Genomic DNA, 18,538 nt, shown 5'->3' with positions numbered 1-18,538 from the left:
GACGGAGAGCGACGCGTCGCGCTCGTCAGTCGTCGCTCGCGCGCCGCGAGGCGCGTTCGAGCGCGATTCCGGCGTAGACGCCTCCCAACCAGACCCCGGCTAAGAGAACGATGCCCCGCACGCGCTCGCCGGGTTCGAAGCCTAGACCGTGAATCGCAAGAATCGGTAACAGAGCGCTCAAGACCCCGATTATCGTGTACCAGAAGTGGTCGTTCGGCCCGGACCACCGCCAGCGGTACGCGGGAAAGGCAACGAACCCGAAGCCAGCGATTGTGTACGTGAGAAGCAGGGTGACGCCGACCAACGCGTTGCCGTGTCGGAAGCCGAAGGAGTAGCTGACCGCACTTCCGATTCCCAGTCCGACGAGCGCCGAAGTCCGCGTCCGCATAGTGACAGAATTGGTTGAAGGGCTGATAGTTCTTCGCAACTACCGGACGGCACCGGTTCCGCCGGAAAACAGCTTCAGACGTTCACGTCTTCGATTTCCTCGTTGACGACGAACCGCCCCTGCGGCGTCAGCGAGGTCGGAAGCTCGTCGTCGCCGATGAGTTCCTCCTCGTGGAGCTTCTCCAGTTCCGCGTCGAGGACTGCCTCTTCGACGCCGAGGAGTTCGCTGAAGTCGACTTCCGCGGCCATCTCGCCGGCGGAGTACAGTCCGACGAGGACTTCGAGGCCCTGTTCCGTGACCTCGACGTTGCGGACGCCGGACTTTATCCAGTGGTAGACGAGTCGGAGGTAGCGCCCGAGGATGTTCATCTTCCGTCGCGAGTCGAGCGTTATCTCGGAGGTGACCGTCTGGCCCTGCTTGACGTGCTGGACCGAAAGCACCAGCCGCTTTTCGCCGTCGACGGTCCGTTCGAGCACCTCGAAGAAGATGACGCTCGCGAGGTCGATGTGGAACGGGTCGCCGTTCTCCGTGAGTGGGCCGTCGTCGTCGGGGAACGTGACGGCCTCGTAGTCGAGGTGGAGCCCGGAGGGTTGTCGCTCCGTGTCGAGGACGCGCCCGCCGATGCGGGCCGGGTGGGTGACCTGCGCGCGCGAGCCGTTGAGCGCCGCGCGGAACAGCAACAGCGAGAACTTCTCGATGGTATCTCGGTCGCCGCCGATGACGGTCGTCCGGCGCTGGCGACCGATGATGTAGCCGACCATCACCGTGTAGTCGAAGAACTCCTCGACCTCCGGGGGGACCTGTCCGACGGCGATGTCGAAGATGGAGGTGATGGGGATGACGGTCTTGGCCTTCGACGTGGCGAGGATGAGCCGGCGCTGGCTCATCAGGACGCGCCCCTTGACGGGCTCGAACGAGGCGTTGCCGCCGGCGACGAAGTTGGCGACGAAGTCGACGACGATGGACTCGCCGTCGCTGGTCTGTTTTTCCGTCTGTCTCTTCGAGCGCGCCCGCTCTTTTTCTTCGCGTTCGTCCGACGGTTCGGACTTCTTCCGGCGGTACGCCTGTAGGAGGTCGCTTTTCGCCACGTCGCCCCCCTCGGGCGCGCGGGAACGGGCCTCCTGTGGGGTCTGTTCGCCTGCCGCGTCTGGCATCGAATCTCGGGTCTGTTGTCCGTCTTCAGTCATATACTAATCAGCGCTCCTGCGAGCGACGAGGTGGCGACCGCCATCAGGGAGCCCACCCAGACGAGCATCACGAAGTGCAGGTAGGCGTTCGCCTTGTGTCCGCCGTCGACCATCCGAATCATGAGCGACGACAGGAGGGCGTTAAACAGGATGATGAGCGTCAGCATGTACTCGATGAAGGGCACGTCGTAGACGCCGGCGTAGATGAGCGTCCCGAACTGGAGGCTGTCGAGGTTCATCTGCGTCGAGAAGGACGCCAGAATCTCGACGACTTCCAGTCCGATGAAGAACGCGAACGACGCCGAGGCCGTGATGCCGTAGAGGACGCCGATGAGGGTGACCGTCGACTGCTTTCGCTGTCGGCGGAGCTTGATTATCTCGTTCATGTTACGGCTGATGAGCTCGCCGAGGAGCTTCGGTTTGCCACCCATCGACCGGCCGACGTTGTACATCTCGGAGAACTTCTGGACGAGGTAGGAGTTCGTCTCCGCGGTGAAGAAGAACCACGACCGGTCGGGGTCGAGCCGCATCCGAAGCCGCGTGTACAGCCGCGATATCTCCCGCGAAAGGACGCCGAAGTCCTTCGTCTTGAGCGTCTTCAGGACGGCCGTGGTCGTGCTCTGTTTCGCCGTCTCGGACGCCCCGAGCGCGCGGATGAACCCGGGGTACTCCTCGTCGCGCTCGCCGATGCGTTTCTCGTGGCGGCGCGCGACGATGCCGGGGACCGCAAGCGGCGTCAGCGGCGTCGAAATGAGGAGCGGAATCGGGAGTTCCATCATGATGGGCCGGACCGTCTCGCCGACGACGGTCAGGTTGAACGTGCCCAACGCGAGCACGAGCACCATCGTGATAGAGAGACCGACCGCGCCGTACAGGGTGATGTCTATCTGCCGGTCCGCCTTCGTCCGGTACTCGCGCTGGTGGAACCACAGCGGGTCGTACGGCGACATCGTCCGGATGACGAAGTAGAACCCCAACTGCACGAAGACGAAGAGCACGATGACCGCGCCGATGGTCATCGTCGCGTCGGTCCCGGTCAGGATGGGGAGGACGATGGCGTTGATGATGGCGAAGGTCATCGACAGAATCATCGAGAGATAGAGGTCCTTCATGACCTCCAGGTTCCCGAGGGCGCTCTCGTAGACGGTGATGTACTTCTGAATCATCGCGTTCTGCTCGCCGAGGAGGAAGTCGTCGATGCTCTGGCCGGCGTTGATGGAGTACGCGAGCCTGTCGAGGAAGTCCGCGAGGGGCTTCGACGGGACCTCTCGGGCCCGGCGCTGACAGGCGTCGTCGAGCGACTGGTTCCACGCGTCGACGAGCTGGACGATGCGGTTCATCTCGGTCGCTAGCTCGCCGTACTCCTCCTCGCGCGCGAGCGTTCGAAACACGGCGACGCGGTCGATGTTCGTCGTCGAGAGCACGGTCATGTGCGTGATGAGAAGGTGGAGTTGGTTCTCCAGACTGCGGCGCGTCTGCTCGACGAGGAGGCGCGGGTAGAGGACGGCCCCGCCCAACAGCAACACCCCGAGGAGGAACACGGGAATGCGGACGAGGAGGGGAAGCGGGAGCGCGATGGCGCCGGCCAGAGAGAGCATGAAGAACACGATGGCGGGGCCGAGCACCGCGAGCAGGTACCGCGGCAGCGCCATCGGCATCTTCTCGTAGGACTCGATGATGTCGCTGATGAAGTCCCGAACCTGCACCGCCTGCATCGACGCGCTCTGTTCCCCTGCCATGTCGTTACACCCTCGCCATGTCGAACGGCAGTCCCTCGACGCCGTCGCGCTGGTAGTCCTCGATGAGTTCGTTCACCTCGTGGTAGCCGAGGACGTTCTCCTGAATCGCCCGGCGGACGAGTTCGGCGCGGAACTGGATGTCGTCGTATATCTTCCGCGTGTCGTCGTAACCGAGGAGCGTCGCGACCTTCTGTTCCATGATGAAGGAGTTGTTCATCCCCTGGAAGATAATCTCGTCTTGGACGGGGTCCCAGTAGAACGCCTCGCGGGTGACGACGCCGCCCATCTCCTTCGAGTAGCCCTCGATTTCCTGCACGCTCGTCACCCGGCGGAGGATGTCGTTGCCCCGGCGGACGCGGTTCTGGAACAGCGCGATGTCGCAGTTGTCCATGAACGTCTCGGGGACGTTGATGGGGTCGCCGGTGAAGCGCTGAATCATGGAGACGATGTCGGACGCGTGGAACGTGAGCATCACCGGGTGACCGGTCTGGGCCGCCTGGAACGCCATGCGACCCTCCTCACCACGGACCTCCCCGACGATGATGTAGTCGGGGCGAGAGCGCAGCGCGGCCGCGACGAGGTCGAACATGTCGACTTCGGAGTCGGAGCCGCGTCCCTCGCGGGTGAGGAGTTGCTGCCACGTGTCGTGCGGCGGGAGCACCTCGGCGGTGTCCTCCGCGGTGTATATCTTCGAGTCCTGCGGGATGAACGAGAGGATGGCGTTGAGCGTCGTCGTCTTCCCCGACGCCGTCTCACCGACCACGAAGATAGTGCGTTCGTTCTCCAGCGCGATCCAGAGGTACGCGGCCAGTTCGGGCGAGAGCGTCCCCCACTTGGCGATTTGGAACACCGAAAGCGGCACGTCGTCGCCCTGACGGATGGTGAGCGACGACCCCTTCAGCGACACGTCGTCGGAGTAGATGATGTTGATACGCGAGCCGTCGGGGAGCGTGGAGTCCACGATGGGGTGGGCGTCGGAGACGGGGTCGCCGATGCGTTCGCCCATGTTGCGGAGCCAGTTATCGAACTGCTCCGTGCTGTCGAACTCGACGCTCGTCTCCAGCAGGCCGAACGTCCCGTGGTCGACGTCGACCTGGCTGGGGCCGATGACGTGAATGTCCTCGTTCTCCGGGTCGCGCATGATGGGTTCGAGCGGCCCGAGGCCGACGATGTCGCGGACGAGTCGGTACTGTATCTTGTCGTAGGTCGTCTGGGAGACCTCGATGCCGGCCACGTCGAGCCGCTTGGCAACCGAGCCGAGCGGCCCGCGGTCGTCGCCCTCGATGTGGACGATTTCGGAGAGCAACTCCTCGATGCGCTCTTCGTAGTCGGCGCTTTCTTCGGGCGCCGGCTTCGAGACGCTGCGTTCGAGCAGTTTGTCCTTGACCCGGCCGAACACCTCGAGCTCGTCGTCGTCCATCTCGGGTTCGATGGTGTAGTACTTCGTCGTCTCGCCGAAGTTGCCGTACACCTGGCAGAACACGGGGCCGCCCAGCGGGTAGATGATGTTCGGACGCCGGGACTCGTAGTCGCCCGGCTCGTCGACGAGCATCGGGAACTCGCCGGTGATCTGTCGGAACCGCTTGAGGTGGTCCCGCAGGTGCGGCCACTGCATCGCGAGGCGCTTGAGGTCGTCCGACAGCCTGGCGGAGCCGTGTTCGCTCGCCATCTACGCCACGCTCCTCGATTCGATGACGAGCCCGATTCCCGACCGGACCGAGAAGCCGACGCGGTCGCCGACCTGCTGGCCCATCCCCGCAAAGCGCTTCACGAAGATGTTCCGTCGGACGTCGTTTCCGACCTCCACCATCTCCAGTTCGAAGTAGACGTCGGCGATAGAGCGGAACGGGCCGATAGAGCCCTCGTCGACCGACGACGGGTCGACGGTGATGATGATGGTCTTGCCCTTCGTCGTCAGCTCGCGGAAAAACGAGATGATTTCGAGGGCGGCCTGCCGCTCGTCGTTCTGCCGGACCAGCGCCTCGAACTGCGGGTCGTTGCGCAGGATGGCGTCGAACGTGTCGATGATGATGACGTCGGCGTCCCAGAGCGTCTCGGCGTCCATCAGCCGGCGGAGGAGCTGCTTGCGCTCCTTCTGGCTGCTGCCGCCGGAGAGCGCGCCGCTGCTGTCGATTTCGGCCTGTAAGAACAGGATTCGCTCGTCGAGCAGATGCTTGACGATGTCGTACGAAAGCGAGTGCATCTGGTCGAGGAAGCCGCGGACGCCCAGCTCGGTCGAGACGAGCGTCACCACCGTTTCCTCGTCGCAGAAGCCGTAGCTGAATCGCTGCGACAGCACGCTTTTTCCGGCGCCGTAGTCCCCTTCGATGAGGACGATTGCACCCTTGGGGATGCCGCCGCCGAGTTCCTTTTCGAGACGGTCGTGCCCGGATAGCCCGAGAGAGAATTGACTGCTCATGATACGCGGAATTCGAACACCTCTTCGTCACCGTCGACGACGACGGTCATCCGGTAGTCGCCCGAGCTCAACGCGATGTCCGTCACCGTGAGTTCGATGACGTTGCTCGGCCGCCACTCGGTGCCGTCGACGACGTTCACCGTGACGTTGGTCTGATACTGTCCACCGACGATGATATCGAAGCCGCCGCTGGTCGCCGGGAGCGTCCTGAGGCCGGTGTTCTTGACGTATACCGAGAGGTTGTCGTTCGCGCCGTCGTAGACACCCGCCTGCGGGTCGCTTATGACTTCGATGTCGGTTCTGATCTCCGTGCTCACGTCGCCGCCGCGCTCGTCGAGCGAACTGCTGATGCCGGTCACGGTGTCGATGAGGACGCCCGAGACGCCGGCGGCGACGACGATACTGGCGATGAACAGGATGAGGCTCGGAACGGAGATGTCTGCCATTTAGTTCACCGCCCCCGTGGCGGCGACGCCGCTTCCGGTGACCACTTTCACGCGTGCGGGCGTGGGGTCGGCGTCGACGACGAGACTGAGGTTCTCGCCGGCGTACCAGAGGTCGGTTCCGGCGTCGCCGTCGACGGTCGCGTTGGCCGCCGGCACGTCGACGTAGGTGTTGTCGACGAGCAGGGTGGTCTCGCTCACCGAGAGCGTCTCCGAGCCGGCGTTCGTCAGGTTCACCGTGAGGCTCTCGTTGCCCGCGTCGTAGGTCGCGTTCGTGACGGCGATGTCCGTGTTCGTCCGTTCGAGGGCCCGCTCCGCGTCGGCGTCCTGCGCTTCGAGAACGTTCTCCGACGCGTTCGACGTCGCTGTGTACAGCGTCCCCGTGGCGACGAGGACGCCGAGGAAGATGACGGCGGTCGAGCCGCTAACACCGAATCCCATCGAATCTCCTCCCGTAGGCGACTAACTCCTCGTACAGTTGGCCCCGCGGGACGTCCTCCGCGAGCCGGCAGACGTACGCGAGGCTCGTCTGGTGGTCGTCGATGCGGAGTTCGCCCCCGTCGGCGTCAGCGACCGACGGCGCAATCTGTCCGACGTGGGCGTTCAGTTCGCTCTCGACGGCGCGCGATATCCAGTCCTGCTCCCGATACTGGCGGAGCGCGCGCGACGCGCCGAGCGCGCCGCCGACCGCGACGAGGTGTTCGACCCATTCGAGGACGAGTACCTCGGAGACGTAGTTCGACGGGAGAGCCGCCAGGTAGGCGTCGGACTCCTCGACCGCCGCGGACGGCTCGGGTTCGGCGGCCGCGTCGTCCTCGTCGTCGTCCGAAAGCTCGTCTTTGGCCATCGCCGCCGTGGCGTACTCCGCCTCTAGCTCGTCGAGCGTCTTGCGGACGTCACCGTCGGCGTCTTCGACCTCGGGTTCGTGTTCGGGCTCTGATGGTTCGTCGCTCGGGTCGTCGGTCTCGTCGGCCTCGTCGGCGACCGCTTCGAACTCGTCTTCGATGCCGCCGACCGGCTCGTCTTCGAACCCGTCTTCGAGGTCGACCGCCGCGTCGGCGAGGTCCGTTTCGGCGTCGTCCGCCTCCATTTCGTCCGCCTCTGCTTCGTTCGCCTCCGCTTCGTCTTCTTCGTCCCAGCCACCGCCCTCCTCGTACTGCTCTTTGAGGTCGTCGAAACTCGCGCCGCCCGCGGCACCCGAGTCGTCGGCTTCGTCGGCTTCGTCGGCCTCTTCGTCGCCGTCGTCGAGGGCGTCCGCGGGGCTCTCGCGCTCCGCTTCCGCGAGTTCGTCTTCCGCGGCGAGTTCCGCTTCCTTCGCGCCCTCCTCGGCGTCGAGTTCGCCGAAGTCGTCGTCGAAGAACGACTCGGCGTCGGCGTTCGCCACCTCGGGGTCGAGGTGCTCTTCGTCCTCGGCTTCCGCCTCGAAGAGCCCGAACGCTCCGCCGCCGTCGAGGCCGCCCATCTCGCGGGCGTCGTCGACGAACGGGTTGATGCCGCGGGTGACCATCTCGTAGATGTCGAGCAGTTTGCGAATCGTGTCGTCGAGCTCTTCGACGGTCTCACCGATCTGTTTGTTCTCTTCGCGGACGGTGTTCATCCCCGACGAGATGGCGCTTACTTCGTTCTCGAGTTCGCCGACGCGATCTTCGAGCTCTGCGAGTTCCTCGCTGTTGTCGTCGTCGAATCCGCCGAAATCGTCATCGTCGAATCCGTCGTCGAGGTCGTCGCCGAAGTCACCAAACTCGTCGGAGAGGTCGTCTATCCCCTCCTCGAATCCAAGTCCATCGTCTGATGACATGTGTTGTTCTTCCGTCTCCGTTTCGTCCCCGGCGTCAGCCGTGTCTTCGTCGTTCTGCCACTCCATCATGCTCGCAGCGAGCACCTCCGTACCGTTCGCGGGGCGCTTCGTTCGAGCGACGGCCTGTCACCCGGCCGAGCGGCGGACCGGCCGGGGCGGTCCGACGGACTCGGGGGAGCAGGTAACATTGGTGCAAGGTACGTAAGTCGGTACAAGAAAGTTCCCGTCCCGTTATCAGTCGCGATATTTTAGACGTTCGGAATTTTCGCCCGTCAAGTATGTAATAAAAGTCAGACGGCGCCGTAGCGGCGGTAAGAAGAATTATCCGGCGTCGGCACGGACGTTCTTCCGACAGCCAACACACGTTCCAACACAATCATGACAGAACTAGTCAAGACCGGTGTCGAAGGACTCGATTCCATCCTGAACGGCGGTATCGTCAAGAACGCCGCGGTGCTCATCAGCGGAAACCCGGGGACGGGAAAGAGTATCCTCGGCCTCCAGTACCTCTACAACGGCGTCGACCAGTTCGACGAGGGCGGCCTGTATCTCACCTTCGAGGAGACCGAAGACGACATCCGCGAGGCGGCCGAGTCCATCGGCTTCGACCGCTGGCACGAGTACGTCGAGTCCGGAGATATCAAGGTTTACGACAAGCGGACGCTCCTCCGCGACGGTGACTTCTCGACGACGCTCGACCGCATCCTCGGCGACCTCCAGGACACCAACTACGACCGACTCGTCCTCGACTCGCTGACGATGTTCCAGCTGTTTTTCGACGACGAGAAAGAACAGCGCCAGTACCTCCTGAAGTTCATCGACATTCTGAAGGACAGCGGCCTCACCTCGCTTCTGACCACCGAGCAGTCGGCCATCTTCCCCGAGACCGACATCGGCCTCGAGAACTTCCTGACCGACGGGAACATCTACCTCATCCAGAGCCCTGCGGGCGCGACGAGCAACCGCTACGTCTGGGTGGCGAAGATGCGCAAGCAGAGCATCAAGAACTCGATGTTCCCGCTGGAAATCGCACAGGGCGGCATCAAGATATACGAGCAGGCGGCCGGGTTCTCCATGGTCGGGGAGTCGCCGCCGTGGTTCGGCGAAGAGACCGAATAACCGCGGACTCGGCGGCGAGCGACCCCGGTCCCGACGGTTCCTTTTCTGTCTTCGCCGAATCGACTGTTCTGACGTCCCCGGACGCGGAGCGCGCGCCGCGCTCGTCAACTTCGCTCGGGGTCATTCGCTGCAGACGTCTCGACTCGACCGTGATAGTCGTCTCCCGAGCGAGCGTCGTCGATGCCGGCGTCTGAGAGCGTTGCCGTCTCAGTCCAATCGCTCCTGTGTGCGCGGTGTCTACGGACGCACGACAGCGCCGCCGCTCGGCGGCTGAGGTCGATAAAATGAACGGAAAGCGTGAAGTCGGGTTACAGTTCGACCGGTTCGCCCTGCGTCTTGCCCGCGAGCTGCTGGGGCATCGTCAGGATGACCTGCGTCGTACCGCCCGTGCGGGAAGTGATTTCGAGGGTGACCTGCTCGCCCGTCGAGAGGCCGCCGACGAGGTCGGTCTCGTCACCGTTGCTGTCCTCGATGGCGGCGGTGTCGATCTTGACCTCGTAGCGGTCGTTCATGCTGTTGAGGACACCGAACGAACTGTCGTCGTCGGTGACCTCGGTGAGACCGAACTCATCGGCGTCGGGGTTCGGCTCCGTCCCGTCGCCGTCGTACTGCGTCTGGTTAGTCAGAGTCTCGACGCTGTCACCGCTGAGGTACTTAATCGAGGTCTCGTTCATGTCCACCGCGTCCGAGCCGGCCGCCAGACGAACGGTGAGCGTGATGTTGTCGATGTCAGCCTCTCCGCCGACCGTTCCGTGCGTGTTGAGGACTTCGACGCGGTTGGTGACCTTGTTCACGGACTGCTCACCGGCGTCTTCGGCAGTCGCCTGCAGGAAGCCGGCCGTGTTCACGAGGACGCCCGCCGCGATTGCGGCGACCAGAACCATCGCGATGAAGACGATGAGCGTACCGATACCGACCTGACCGCGGTCGTCGTCAGTAATCTTGTTAAACATATGAATCTCCTTAGAGCGCGATCGGGTCGTTGTCGTCCTTACCCGCGAGCTGCTGGGGCATCGTCAGGATGACCTGCGTCGTGCCACCGTTGCGGCTGGTGATGTCGAGCTTGACCGTCTGGCCCGTCGCCGTTCCGTTGGCGGAGGAGCCTTCGACCGTCGAGGTGTTGATGACGATCTCAGCGCGGTCGGACTGCTCGTTGAGGACCTCGAACGAACCGTCGCTGTCCTCGAGGACGCCCGCGGTGAAGTTGTTCCCCGTCGTCAGGTTAGCGGGGTCTGCGGTGTCAGCGTTGTTGACGGTGTCGTTGTAGGTGAGCGTCCGCGCGGTCGTCTCACTCAGGTACTTGACCGTCGTGTCTTCAAGAGAGACACTTCCGGAACCGGCCGCGAGGCGGACGGTCAGGAAGACTTGGTCGACCGTGCGTTCCTCACCGGACTGGTTGACCAGCCCGTGCGCGTTGACGACGTCGACGCGGTTGGTGACCTTGTTCACAGATTGCTGTCCAGCGTCCTCGGCGGTAGCTTGCAGGAAGCCAGCCGTATTCACGAGGACGCCCGCCGCGATTGCGGCGACCAGAACCATCGCAATGAAGACGATGAGGGTCCCGATACCGACCTGACCCCGGTCTTCTTTGATGTTTTCGAACATGGGTTTCGTGGGTTTGGTCCCACACTCAGCGGGGAGCGGGGAACCGTCACTCGTCAACTTGGAGAGGTGCTACATAACGCTACGGCCCCCAATATCAAGAATGATATCACACGGCCGGTACGTCGATAAGTAAACTTCTTCGCACGCTCACGCGAGACGCTAGTCGACACTTACCTCAGGAAATATAAGAAAAGAGTCCGGAGCCGGAGCGGTTCAGTCCTGCGTAATCTTCCGCCACACGTCGTCGAGTTTGTTCTTCACCTCCGGGCGCTCGGTGACGCTGACCGTGTAGTCGTCGCCTTCGAAGCGGACGACGATTTCGTCGACTTCGCGGCGGTAAACGTTCGTCCGGCGGTGCTCGTCGGAGAGAACCCGGTCGTGAAGTTCGAGGAGGCCCGCCGCCGTCAGTTCCTCGATTCGGCGATAACAGGTCGCGATGGGGATATCCAGCATCTCGCTGAACTCCTGTGCCGAGTGCGGTTCGTCCGCGGCACGGAGGATGTCAGGGTTGTATTCGTTCCCCAGTGCGGAAAGGGTCCTGTCAGACTCCATAGATGGAAATTTATCGGAACGCACCGCTTGTCAATGTGTTGGTTGTCTCTCTGCCACGTTCTCAGTCATAGTAGTGAGTCTGTCACGCCCGGTGACGATGGGATTATATGCCACGGCACCGAGCATTCGCCGATGGACGACGAGGACGAACGTCCTCCCAATCACCCGCGGGAACAGGGTGTCGTCGGGGCGGACGAACTGGATATCAGCCGCGACGAGCACGTCGCGGCGCTCGACACGGGCCGGTACGTCATCTCGACGGGAGAAAACAGGCCGCCCGCGCCGGTCGACGACGGGGGCAGTGACGGTGACGGTGACGACCGCCGACCGCCCGGTCCGGACGGAGCGACCCAATCCGACTCCGAGCCGACCGGCGAGCGAGGAGAGAGCGACCGGAACACCGGCGCTCCCGAACTCGTCCTCCCGAAAGACCCGAAAAAACGGGCCGTGCTCGCCCGCCGGCTGCTCGCAGAGCGCGTCGGGGCAGTCAACGCGGACCACGCGCTCGTCACCACTGCCCTCGTCGATGGCGAGGTAACCCGCCACGAGACCGTCTCCGACGACGTGACCGAGGTCGTCAACTCGTTTCTCTCGTGGTACGCCGACGCTGTCGGCAGCCCCGACACGCCGCCCGACGAGGTGCTCGGCATCCTGCTTTTAGCCTCGGAAGTACAGGTCACCTATCCCGGTCGGGCCGTCGAGGCGCTCGCGACCGCGAACGGACTCGACCGCGACGACAGTATCGGTGACCTCCTCGACGCCGTCGAAGAGACCGGCGCTTCGTTCCCGCCGCGTCGACGATGATGCGACGGTGACAGGTTCCGGTTCGAGCATCGGAGCTCCCGAATCTCCGGGCGACACGATGTGACGCGGGCGAATCGCCCGTCCAATGCCGTATCATCCTTGATAATGGGGAGGAAGGGTTTATGGTGTGATTTTCGGAAATCTGGAGGTATGGCAAGCAAGGTACTGGTCGTGGACGATTCTGCGTTCATGCGGAACCTCCTCAAACAGCTCCTCGAGGGTGAACACGAAGTCGTCGGCGAGGCCGAAAACGGGGTCGAAGCGGTGGAACTCTACCGCGAACTCGAACCCGATGTCGTCACGATGGACGTCGTGATGCCGATTCGAAACGGCATCGAAGCGACGTCCGAAATCAAGTCGCTCGACGCCGGCGCATCGGTCATCATGTGCACGTCGGTCGGACAGGAAGAGAAGATGCGCGAAGCGGTCGAAGCGGGGGCAGACGGCTACATCACGAAACCGTTCCAGAAGCCGAACGTGCTCCAGGCTATCGCCGACGTGATTCAGGCAGAGGCATGAATCTCGACGTCCGGTCGCTTCGCACGTTCAGTCGGCTCGCCCACTCGGGCGCGGAGAAAGCCGCGGGTTCGCTGACCACGCTCGCCGGCATCGACACGTACGTCAACGTCACCAAGGTGGAACTCGGGACGAAGGCGGACGTCGAAAACGAGTTCGCCGAGCGCGACCTCGTGAGCGTCCACATCGGCTTTTCGGGCGGGTTGGACGGTCACACCGTGTTGGCGTTCTCGCCGGAGTCCGCAGAGCGTCTGGTCGACGCGCTGATGCCGGGTATCGACGCCACCGACGCCGAGGGTGAACTCGCCGAGAGTAGCCTGAAGGAGGTTGCGAACATCATGCTCGGCGGCTTCATCGACGGCTGGGCCGACTACCTCGACACCACCGTCGACATCACGACGCCGACCTACGTCGACGACGAAAACGACGGCCCGCTCGACCACGTCGACGCCGAGGGGTTCGAGAACGGCGGCGACGACGAGCACGTCCTCGTCTTCCGTAACCAGTTGGAGGCCGCGGACAACGCCATCGAGTTCGACCTGTACATGGTGCCGACCGCCTCGTCCATCGGGACCATCGTCGAGGCGAGCGGCGAGGACGGCGCGCTCCCGGTCGAGTCGTTCGCCGCCTTCTCCGAGATGATAAACGACGGCGCGAACCAGGCCTCGGAAGACATCACGGCGATGACGGGCATCGACACGACCGTCGAGGTGAGCCGGCTGAGCTTCGTCCCCATCGAGGGCGTCCCCATGTCGTTGACCGACGCGGTCCGCCGCGGCGTCGTGTTGGAGTTCAGCGGGACGCCGAGCGGTTACATCGCCATCCTCTTCGACGAGCCGTCGGCAGAGAACATCGCGAGCAGCCTCCTGCCGGGCATGGAAGGCGACGAGGCGATGCGCCAGAGCGCGATTCAAGAGATTGGCAACATCACCACCTCCGGCTTCCTCGACGGCTGGGCCAACGCGCTCGAGACGACCATCGACATCTCGCCGCCGAAGCACGTCCACGACATCGGGTCGGCCATCATCGACCCGCTCGCGACCGACCTCGCGCAGTCTCAGGAGTACGCGTTCCTCATCGATTCGACCATCCGGACGGACGACGACGAGTTCACCTGCGACATCTACGCGCTCCCCGACGAGACGGAGCTGCGCAAGGCGCTCAGGAAGCTCTCTCCCGCCGCGTGAACCCTCCGTAGAGGCACCCAGTAATGCAAGTATACACCACGGACACGCCCGCGGCTCGCTCCGGTCGAATCAAGGTCGGAATCGCCGATTACGCCGTCTCCGGCGACGAGAGCACGCTGACCACGAGCGGTCTCGGCTCCTGTATCGGCGTCGCGTTGTACGACCCCGAGACCGGCGTCTCCGGTCTCGCACACGCGATGCTCCCGGAGGCGGACGACGGCAGCGAGCCGGCGAAGTTCGTCGATACCGGCATCGAACTCCTGCTCTCGGAGATGCGAGCCGCCGGCGCGGACATAGACCGCGTCGTCGCGAAAATCGCCGGGGGAAGCACCATGTTCGACTTCACCTCGGCCGACGGCGACGGCAGTATCGGCGATAGAAACGTCGCCGCGACGCGAACGACGCTCGACGGGTTCGGCATCGACGTCGTCGCCGAAGACGTCGGTGGCTCCCACGGCCGCTCGTTGGAGCTCGACAGCCAGACCGGCGACCTCCGCGTTCGGAGCGCGAAGAGCGGCAACCACGTTCTCTGAGGGCGTCACCGGCCGAAGTTCGGCTCGACGACCGTCTCTCCTGTCTCTCGGCCGTCTCAACTGCGTCGAGCGCCGCCCGCGAGCAGGGAACCGAAAGCGGCCGACGCGTGAGAACCGACCGAAGCCGGTTCGACTCCCCATCCGAGATATCAGTTCTGATAGCGCCTCGAATAGATTTATGTCGCCTCCTTCGAATGCTTTCACCGAAACGGTACGATATCGCGTGTGACACCGCGAACAGCGCTCCGCGCTCTCCGCCGCCCTGAGTCGGGGGACTCGGGGGAGTCGTGCCGTCCCCAACGAGGTGACCTATGTACTTGGACCCGGACGAATACGACCCAGACGAACTTCGACGTATCGCGCGTGACGCCCCACGGCCCAGACGGAACGGTGACGGCCGGTTCGACGACAGCCGATTCGACGACGGCAGATTCGATGACAGCCGATTCGATGACGGCCGGTTCGACGACCGGAGTCCGTTCCGGTTCGACAACCCGCTTTTCGACCGGAGCCGACAGGAGGCGTCCGAAGCCCTCCGGTCGAGCCAGCTCGAACACCTGCTCGTCCACCAGTCTCGCGACGAGGAAGACGGCGTCGAAAAGCCGTACCTCCGCTCGCTGCCGGACAAGTACGGCGCGGAACGCGTCGTCTTCGACTGGCTCGAGTTCCTCGTCCTCAAGGGCGGGTTCAAGCGGGCGATGGACGCCCTCCGGTACTACCAGACGGTCGACTGGGTCACGCCCGGCGTCGAGGAGACGCTCCGGGACTACCTCCTCGGGTTCTCCGCTGACGTCGACGAACCGACCGACCTCGACGTCGACGACCACCTGCTGAGTCTGGTCTACGTCGCACGTCTCTCCTCGATGGTGTGACGCCGACCGACGGGTCTCGAATACGGTCTCTCCTTCCGACAACCGAGTGTATACCATGACTGCGCGAACCACCCGCCCGCCGAGTCCGAACCGAGTTGATACCGCATGACGAACGACGCAGCCGCCGCTACCGACGCTGGTGTGACCTCCGAGTCCGACGAGACCGACGTGCCGACGGCCGTCGGCGTCAAGTTCGGGAGCGCCCGGACGGCGCTCGCCTTCGACGACGGCGACGCGGCGAGGACGGTTCACCTCCCCTCGCGCCTGACCGACGGCGAAGACGCGCCCGCCGGCGACGAGGGCGTCCACGACGGCGGAGAGACAGTCCGGGTGTCCCCCGAGCGAGTCGAGTTCATGCTCCGCTCGGGCGTCCCGGCGACCGCCCGCGACGCCGAGTCGTTCGAGCGGTTCGTCCGCGAACTCTGCGCGCGACACGACCTCCCCGCCGAGAGCGCCGTCGTGTACGCGATGCCGACCGTCGACGACGATGTCGGCCTCGCGAACTTCGGCACCGCGGTCGGCGAGTGCGGCATCGGTGAGGCGCTCGCGCGAGGCTTCCCCGAATCGCTGTGCGCGTCGATTCCGGCGCTCGGCGACGGAATCGAGGCGGTCGACGAGGTCTTCGTCGCTCTCAACCTCGGCGCGACGAACCTCGAAGCGTGCGCGTACCGACGCGGAGAGCGGTTGCTCCCGTTCGTCTCCGCGGAGGCGTCCGGCGACCGCGTCGACCGGCGCATCGCCGAAGCGGTCGAAGCCGAGACGGGCGGGCGAGTGACGATCGACCCCGCCACCGCCCGCGAGTACAAGGAGACCCGCGCCGACTTCGGCGGGTTCGACCCCTTCACCGACGCGGTCGAACGCGGGAGCGAGGGCGCACACGAGTTCACCGTCGAACGGGGCGTGATGGAGCCGTTGGACGACTATCTCGACGACGTGGTCGCCGAGCTCTGCGATTTCTTCTCGCGACTGGCGAGCTCGCACATGAAAACCTATCAGCTCGCTCGCGCACGCCCGCTCGTCGTCTCCGGCGGGATGGCGTGCATTCCCGGACTGGTGGAGGAACTCGAAGCGCGTCTCGCCGCGGAACTCGACCGCCCGGTGAGCGTGGTCGTCCCCGACGACCCGGTGACCGCCGCGGCCGAGGGCGCACACAGACTCGCGGTGCGGCTCCGCGACGCGGCCTGAACGCTCGGCTCTCGGGTCGTCTCGTTTTCTGTTCGACTCACCCAGTCGCTGCGTAACTCAGTCCGTCTCCGACTCGGTCGCCACCGTTCCGCCGTCGCCGACGGAGACCGCTCGGTCGGCGCTCCGGAGGCCGACGATTGCGACGGTTCCCCTGGGGTCGTTCTCCGCGAACCGGAGCCGACCGTTCGAGCGGTCGATTATCCACTGGACCAACCAGAGCCCGAGCCCGCTGATGTGTTGGAGCGGCGTCTCGGTCCCCGATTCGAGGACGGAGAGCTCGGCGTCGGGGACGCCCGGCCCGTTGTCGGCGATTCGAATCTCCACGTAGTCGGTCGAGGTCGCCCTCCGCTCGACCGTGACGCCGACTTCCGGAATGACGCGGTCGTTGTGTTCGAGCGCGTTGTCGATGAGGTGTTTGATGGCCGATTCGATGAGGTCGTCCGCCGAGACCCACATCTCGTCGGGGAGGCTCCGGTGGACGATGGCCTCGGGGTAATCGGACTCGATGTCGTCCAACTGCGCCTCGATGCGCTCGACGACCTCGACGGGTTCGATTCCGGACGACCCGCGGGTCAGCGTCGTGTCGATGTGGCGAGTCTGCTCGCCGAGTTCGACCAGCGACGACGCCTTCCGCTTTATCGTTCGGGCGTGGTCTTTCGACTCGGCGGGGATGCGCTCGTCGAGGAGGAGGTCCGCGTGGCCGAGGATGACGTTCATGTCGTTTCTGAGGTCGTGTCGAAGGACGCGATTCAGCACCCGGAGGCGCTGTTCGTAGCGATGGCGACTGGTCACGTCCCGCGAGTTCAACACGACGCCGTCGACGGCGGGGTCGTCGAGGAGGTTCACACCGACCGTCTCGAACCGCCGCCACACGCCGTTCTTGTGGCGGATTCTGAACTCCGAGCGCACGGGAGAGTCGCCGGCTATCACCTCGTCGAGGCAGCCGGCGACCCGCTCTCTGTCTTCGGGGTGGACGAGGTCGAGCACCGACTCGCCGACGAGCGCGTCGGTCTGATAGCCGAGCACCTCGGTCATCGAGGGGCTCGTGTAGGTCCGTTCGCCGTCCTCGTTGAGGACGGTGATGACGTCCCGGGAGTTCTCGATGAGCGCGCGGAACTCCTCTTCGGTGTGCCGGCGCTCCGTCACGTCGTAGAAGACGAGCAAGAGTGCGCGGTCGTGCGTCTGGTCGCCGACCGCCTCGGAACGGATCTCGAAGTAACGACAGGTGCCTCCGTCTTCGACGACCGCCTCAGCCCTGTCTCGACCCTCCAGAACCGTCCGGACCTCGGCCGGAACGCGAACGCTTTCGAGGACCGACTCGCCGATGCACTCGTCGACCGGCCGCTCTAGGAGCTCCGAGGCGGCACCGTTCGATTCGACGATTCGGTCCTGTTCGTCGAGGACGACGACTGCGTCCCGCATCTCCGAGAGAATCGCGTCGCGGGCGATGGGTGTGATGTCGAACAGCTGGTGTCTGAAGAGCGCCCAGAGCACGACGACCGAGCTGACGCCGATAGAGAGGGGAACCGGGTTGATTCGAATCGGGAAAAAGAACTCACCGGCGAGTGCGGCGAGAGGTATGAGACCGGCGACGACGAGGAACCCGGCCTGTCGTCGATGGATGCTCGAACTCCGGAGATACGTCTTTCCGATGACGGTCAGCCCGGTGAGGGCGACGCCGGAGCCGTAAATCACGTGTACGACGAAGAGGAGTTCCGGACCGGGTGGGACGAGAAGGTGCAGACCGGCTCCTCCGGAGGTGTCCGGTGCGCTGGCCGCCCAGAGGTCGAGCGAGGACCCGAGGAGTCCGTGGGAGTGGTTCGTCAGCGCGAGGGCGATTGCGACGGCGGGCTCGACGGCGAGGAAGCCGACCATTCGGGTGGTGAGCAGTTGGTCCTCGCCGGCGTAGACGAGGGCGAAGATGAGCCATATCGTGGGGAGGACGGCCGCGCCGGCCCACGCCAGATACGCGTAGAACAACTCGGCACCCGGCGTCGTCGCGAGAAAGGCGAAGCCGTACGCGGTGGCCCAGATACTTCCGGAGAGCGTCAGGAGCGCGAACGGGAGGCGGACCCGCCGAGAGTAGAGTCGGAACCGACCGAGGACGACGAGCGTCACGACCCCCGCGAGGATGCCCGCGGCGAACAGCGCGTACGCGTACGGGAACTGCCCAACGCTGGTCATGAGTTGG

Annotated in this window: 19 protein-coding genes; 7 read left to right on the top strand and 12 right to left on the bottom strand. The window is 64.4% G+C overall.

Annotation, left to right across the window (positions count from 1 at the left end):
- Nucleotides 1–25: 25 nt before the first annotated feature.
- The 8 genes from C5C07_RS06540 to C5C07_RS06505 all read right to left on the bottom strand — a co-directional run bounded on the left by C5C07_RS06540 (nucleotide 26) and on the right by C5C07_RS06505 (nucleotide 8,043).
- Entirely contained in the window at nucleotides 26–388 is a 363-nt protein-coding gene (locus C5C07_RS06540) for a hypothetical protein (protein ID WP_050458940.1), read from the bottom strand.
- Between the two features lie 74 nt (nucleotides 389–462).
- Nucleotides 463–1,476 (bottom strand): CheF family chemotaxis protein, encoded by a 1,014-nt coding sequence (locus C5C07_RS06535; protein WP_193363464.1) that lies wholly within the window; start codon nucleotides 1,474–1,476, stop codon nucleotides 463–465.
- Between the two features lie 95 nt (nucleotides 1,477–1,571).
- Nucleotides 1,572–3,314, bottom strand: a complete 1,743-nt coding sequence (flaJ, locus tag C5C07_RS06530) for an archaellar assembly protein FlaJ (RefSeq protein WP_004977356.1) — start codon at nucleotides 3,312–3,314, stop codon at nucleotides 1,572–1,574.
- 4 nt (nucleotides 3,315–3,318) lie between these two features.
- Nucleotides 3,319–4,983 carry a type II/IV secretion system ATPase subunit gene (locus tag C5C07_RS06525; RefSeq protein ID WP_004977357.1) on the bottom strand — a complete coding sequence of 555 codons (1,665 nt, stop codon included), beginning with the start codon at nucleotides 4,981–4,983 and terminating at the stop codon, nucleotides 3,319–3,321.
- Nucleotides 4,984–5,733: an ATPase domain-containing protein gene (locus C5C07_RS06520; protein WP_004970800.1), complete on the bottom strand. Its 750-nt coding sequence runs from the start codon at nucleotides 5,731–5,733 to the stop codon at nucleotides 4,984–4,986.
- Nucleotides 5,730–6,179 (bottom strand): CARDB domain-containing protein, encoded by a 450-nt coding sequence (locus tag C5C07_RS06515; protein ID WP_050458939.1) that lies wholly within the window; start codon nucleotides 6,177–6,179, stop codon nucleotides 5,730–5,732. Before C5C07_RS06515 ends, C5C07_RS06520 begins: the two co-directional genes overlap by 4 nt.
- Nucleotides 6,180–6,617, bottom strand: coding sequence for a fla cluster protein FlaF (locus C5C07_RS06510; protein ID WP_008092920.1), 438 nt, complete (start codon nucleotides 6,615–6,617; stop codon nucleotides 6,180–6,182).
- Nucleotides 6,601–8,043, bottom strand: coding sequence for a flagella accessory protein C (locus C5C07_RS06505; RefSeq protein ID WP_231608302.1), 1,443 nt, complete (start codon nucleotides 8,041–8,043; stop codon nucleotides 6,601–6,603). The genes C5C07_RS06510 and C5C07_RS06505 overlap by 17 nt, the downstream gene beginning before the upstream one ends.
- Before the next feature lie 309 nt (nucleotides 8,044–8,352).
- On the opposite strand from C5C07_RS06505, the gene C5C07_RS06500 reads away from it, so the two are divergent.
- The gene (locus C5C07_RS06500; RefSeq protein WP_004977361.1) at nucleotides 8,353–9,093 is read left to right on the top strand and encodes an ATPase domain-containing protein; all 741 of its coding nucleotides are present in this window, start codon (nucleotides 8,353–8,355) and stop codon (nucleotides 9,091–9,093) included.
- 308 nt (nucleotides 9,094–9,401) lie between these two features.
- On the opposite strand, the gene flgA2 is transcribed toward C5C07_RS06500, so the two are convergent.
- From flgA2 to C5C07_RS06485, 3 genes are all read right to left on the bottom strand, one after another.
- Nucleotides 9,402–10,046 carry a flagellin A2 gene (gene flgA2 / locus C5C07_RS06495; RefSeq protein ID WP_004977362.1) on the bottom strand — a complete coding sequence of 215 codons (645 nt, stop codon included), beginning with the start codon at nucleotides 10,044–10,046 and terminating at the stop codon, nucleotides 9,402–9,404.
- Between the two features lie 10 nt (nucleotides 10,047–10,056).
- A complete protein-coding gene (gene flgA1, locus C5C07_RS06490; RefSeq protein ID WP_004977363.1) occupies nucleotides 10,057–10,698 on the bottom strand; it encodes a flagellin A1 in 642 nt (213 codons plus the stop codon).
- Between the two features lie 213 nt (nucleotides 10,699–10,911).
- Nucleotides 10,912–11,250, bottom strand: a complete 339-nt coding sequence (locus C5C07_RS06485) for a helix-turn-helix domain-containing protein (protein ID WP_004043733.1) — start codon at nucleotides 11,248–11,250, stop codon at nucleotides 10,912–10,914.
- Between the two features lie 132 nt (nucleotides 11,251–11,382).
- On the opposite strand from C5C07_RS06485, the gene C5C07_RS06480 reads away from it, so the two are divergent.
- From C5C07_RS06480 to C5C07_RS06455, 6 genes are all read left to right on the top strand, one after another.
- Nucleotides 11,383–12,054: a hypothetical protein gene (locus C5C07_RS06480; RefSeq protein WP_050458938.1), complete on the top strand. Its 672-nt coding sequence runs from the start codon at nucleotides 11,383–11,385 to the stop codon at nucleotides 12,052–12,054.
- A gap of 150 nt (nucleotides 12,055–12,204) precedes the next feature.
- Nucleotides 12,205–12,573: a chemotaxis protein CheY gene (cheY, locus tag C5C07_RS06475; RefSeq protein WP_004043735.1), complete on the top strand. Its 369-nt coding sequence runs from the start codon at nucleotides 12,205–12,207 to the stop codon at nucleotides 12,571–12,573.
- A complete protein-coding gene (locus C5C07_RS06470; protein WP_050458937.1) occupies nucleotides 12,570–13,757 on the top strand; it encodes a chemotaxis protein CheC in 1,188 nt (395 codons plus the stop codon). Before cheY ends, C5C07_RS06470 begins: the two co-directional genes overlap by 4 nt.
- Nucleotides 13,758–13,780: 23 nt before the next feature.
- Nucleotides 13,781–14,290, top strand: coding sequence for a chemotaxis protein CheD (locus C5C07_RS06465; protein ID WP_004977367.1), 510 nt, complete (start codon nucleotides 13,781–13,783; stop codon nucleotides 14,288–14,290).
- 311 nt (nucleotides 14,291–14,601) lie between these two features.
- The gene (locus tag C5C07_RS06460) at nucleotides 14,602–15,162 is read left to right on the top strand and encodes a FlaD/FlaE family flagellar protein (RefSeq protein ID WP_004977369.1); all 561 of its coding nucleotides are present in this window, start codon (nucleotides 14,602–14,604) and stop codon (nucleotides 15,160–15,162) included.
- A 105-nt stretch (nucleotides 15,163–15,267) separates the two neighbouring features.
- On the top strand, nucleotides 15,268–16,347 hold the full coding sequence (locus tag C5C07_RS06455) for a hypothetical protein (RefSeq protein WP_115804755.1): 1,080 nt from the start codon (nucleotides 15,268–15,270) through the stop codon (nucleotides 16,345–16,347).
- Between the two features lie 57 nt (nucleotides 16,348–16,404).
- Here C5C07_RS06455 and C5C07_RS06450 read toward each other — a convergent pair whose 3' ends face one another.
- On the bottom strand, nucleotides 16,405–18,531 hold the full coding sequence (locus C5C07_RS06450; protein ID WP_004977374.1) for a histidine kinase N-terminal 7TM domain-containing protein: 2,127 nt from the start codon (nucleotides 18,529–18,531) through the stop codon (nucleotides 16,405–16,407).
- Nucleotides 18,532–18,538 lie beyond the last annotated feature (7 nt).

The organism is Haloferax sp. Atlit-4N (assembly GCF_003383025.1).
Classification (GTDB): Archaea; Halobacteriota; Halobacteria; order Halobacteriales; family Haloferacaceae; genus Haloferax; species Haloferax gibbonsii.
This window is presented reverse-complemented; position numbering and strand designations above follow the sequence as displayed.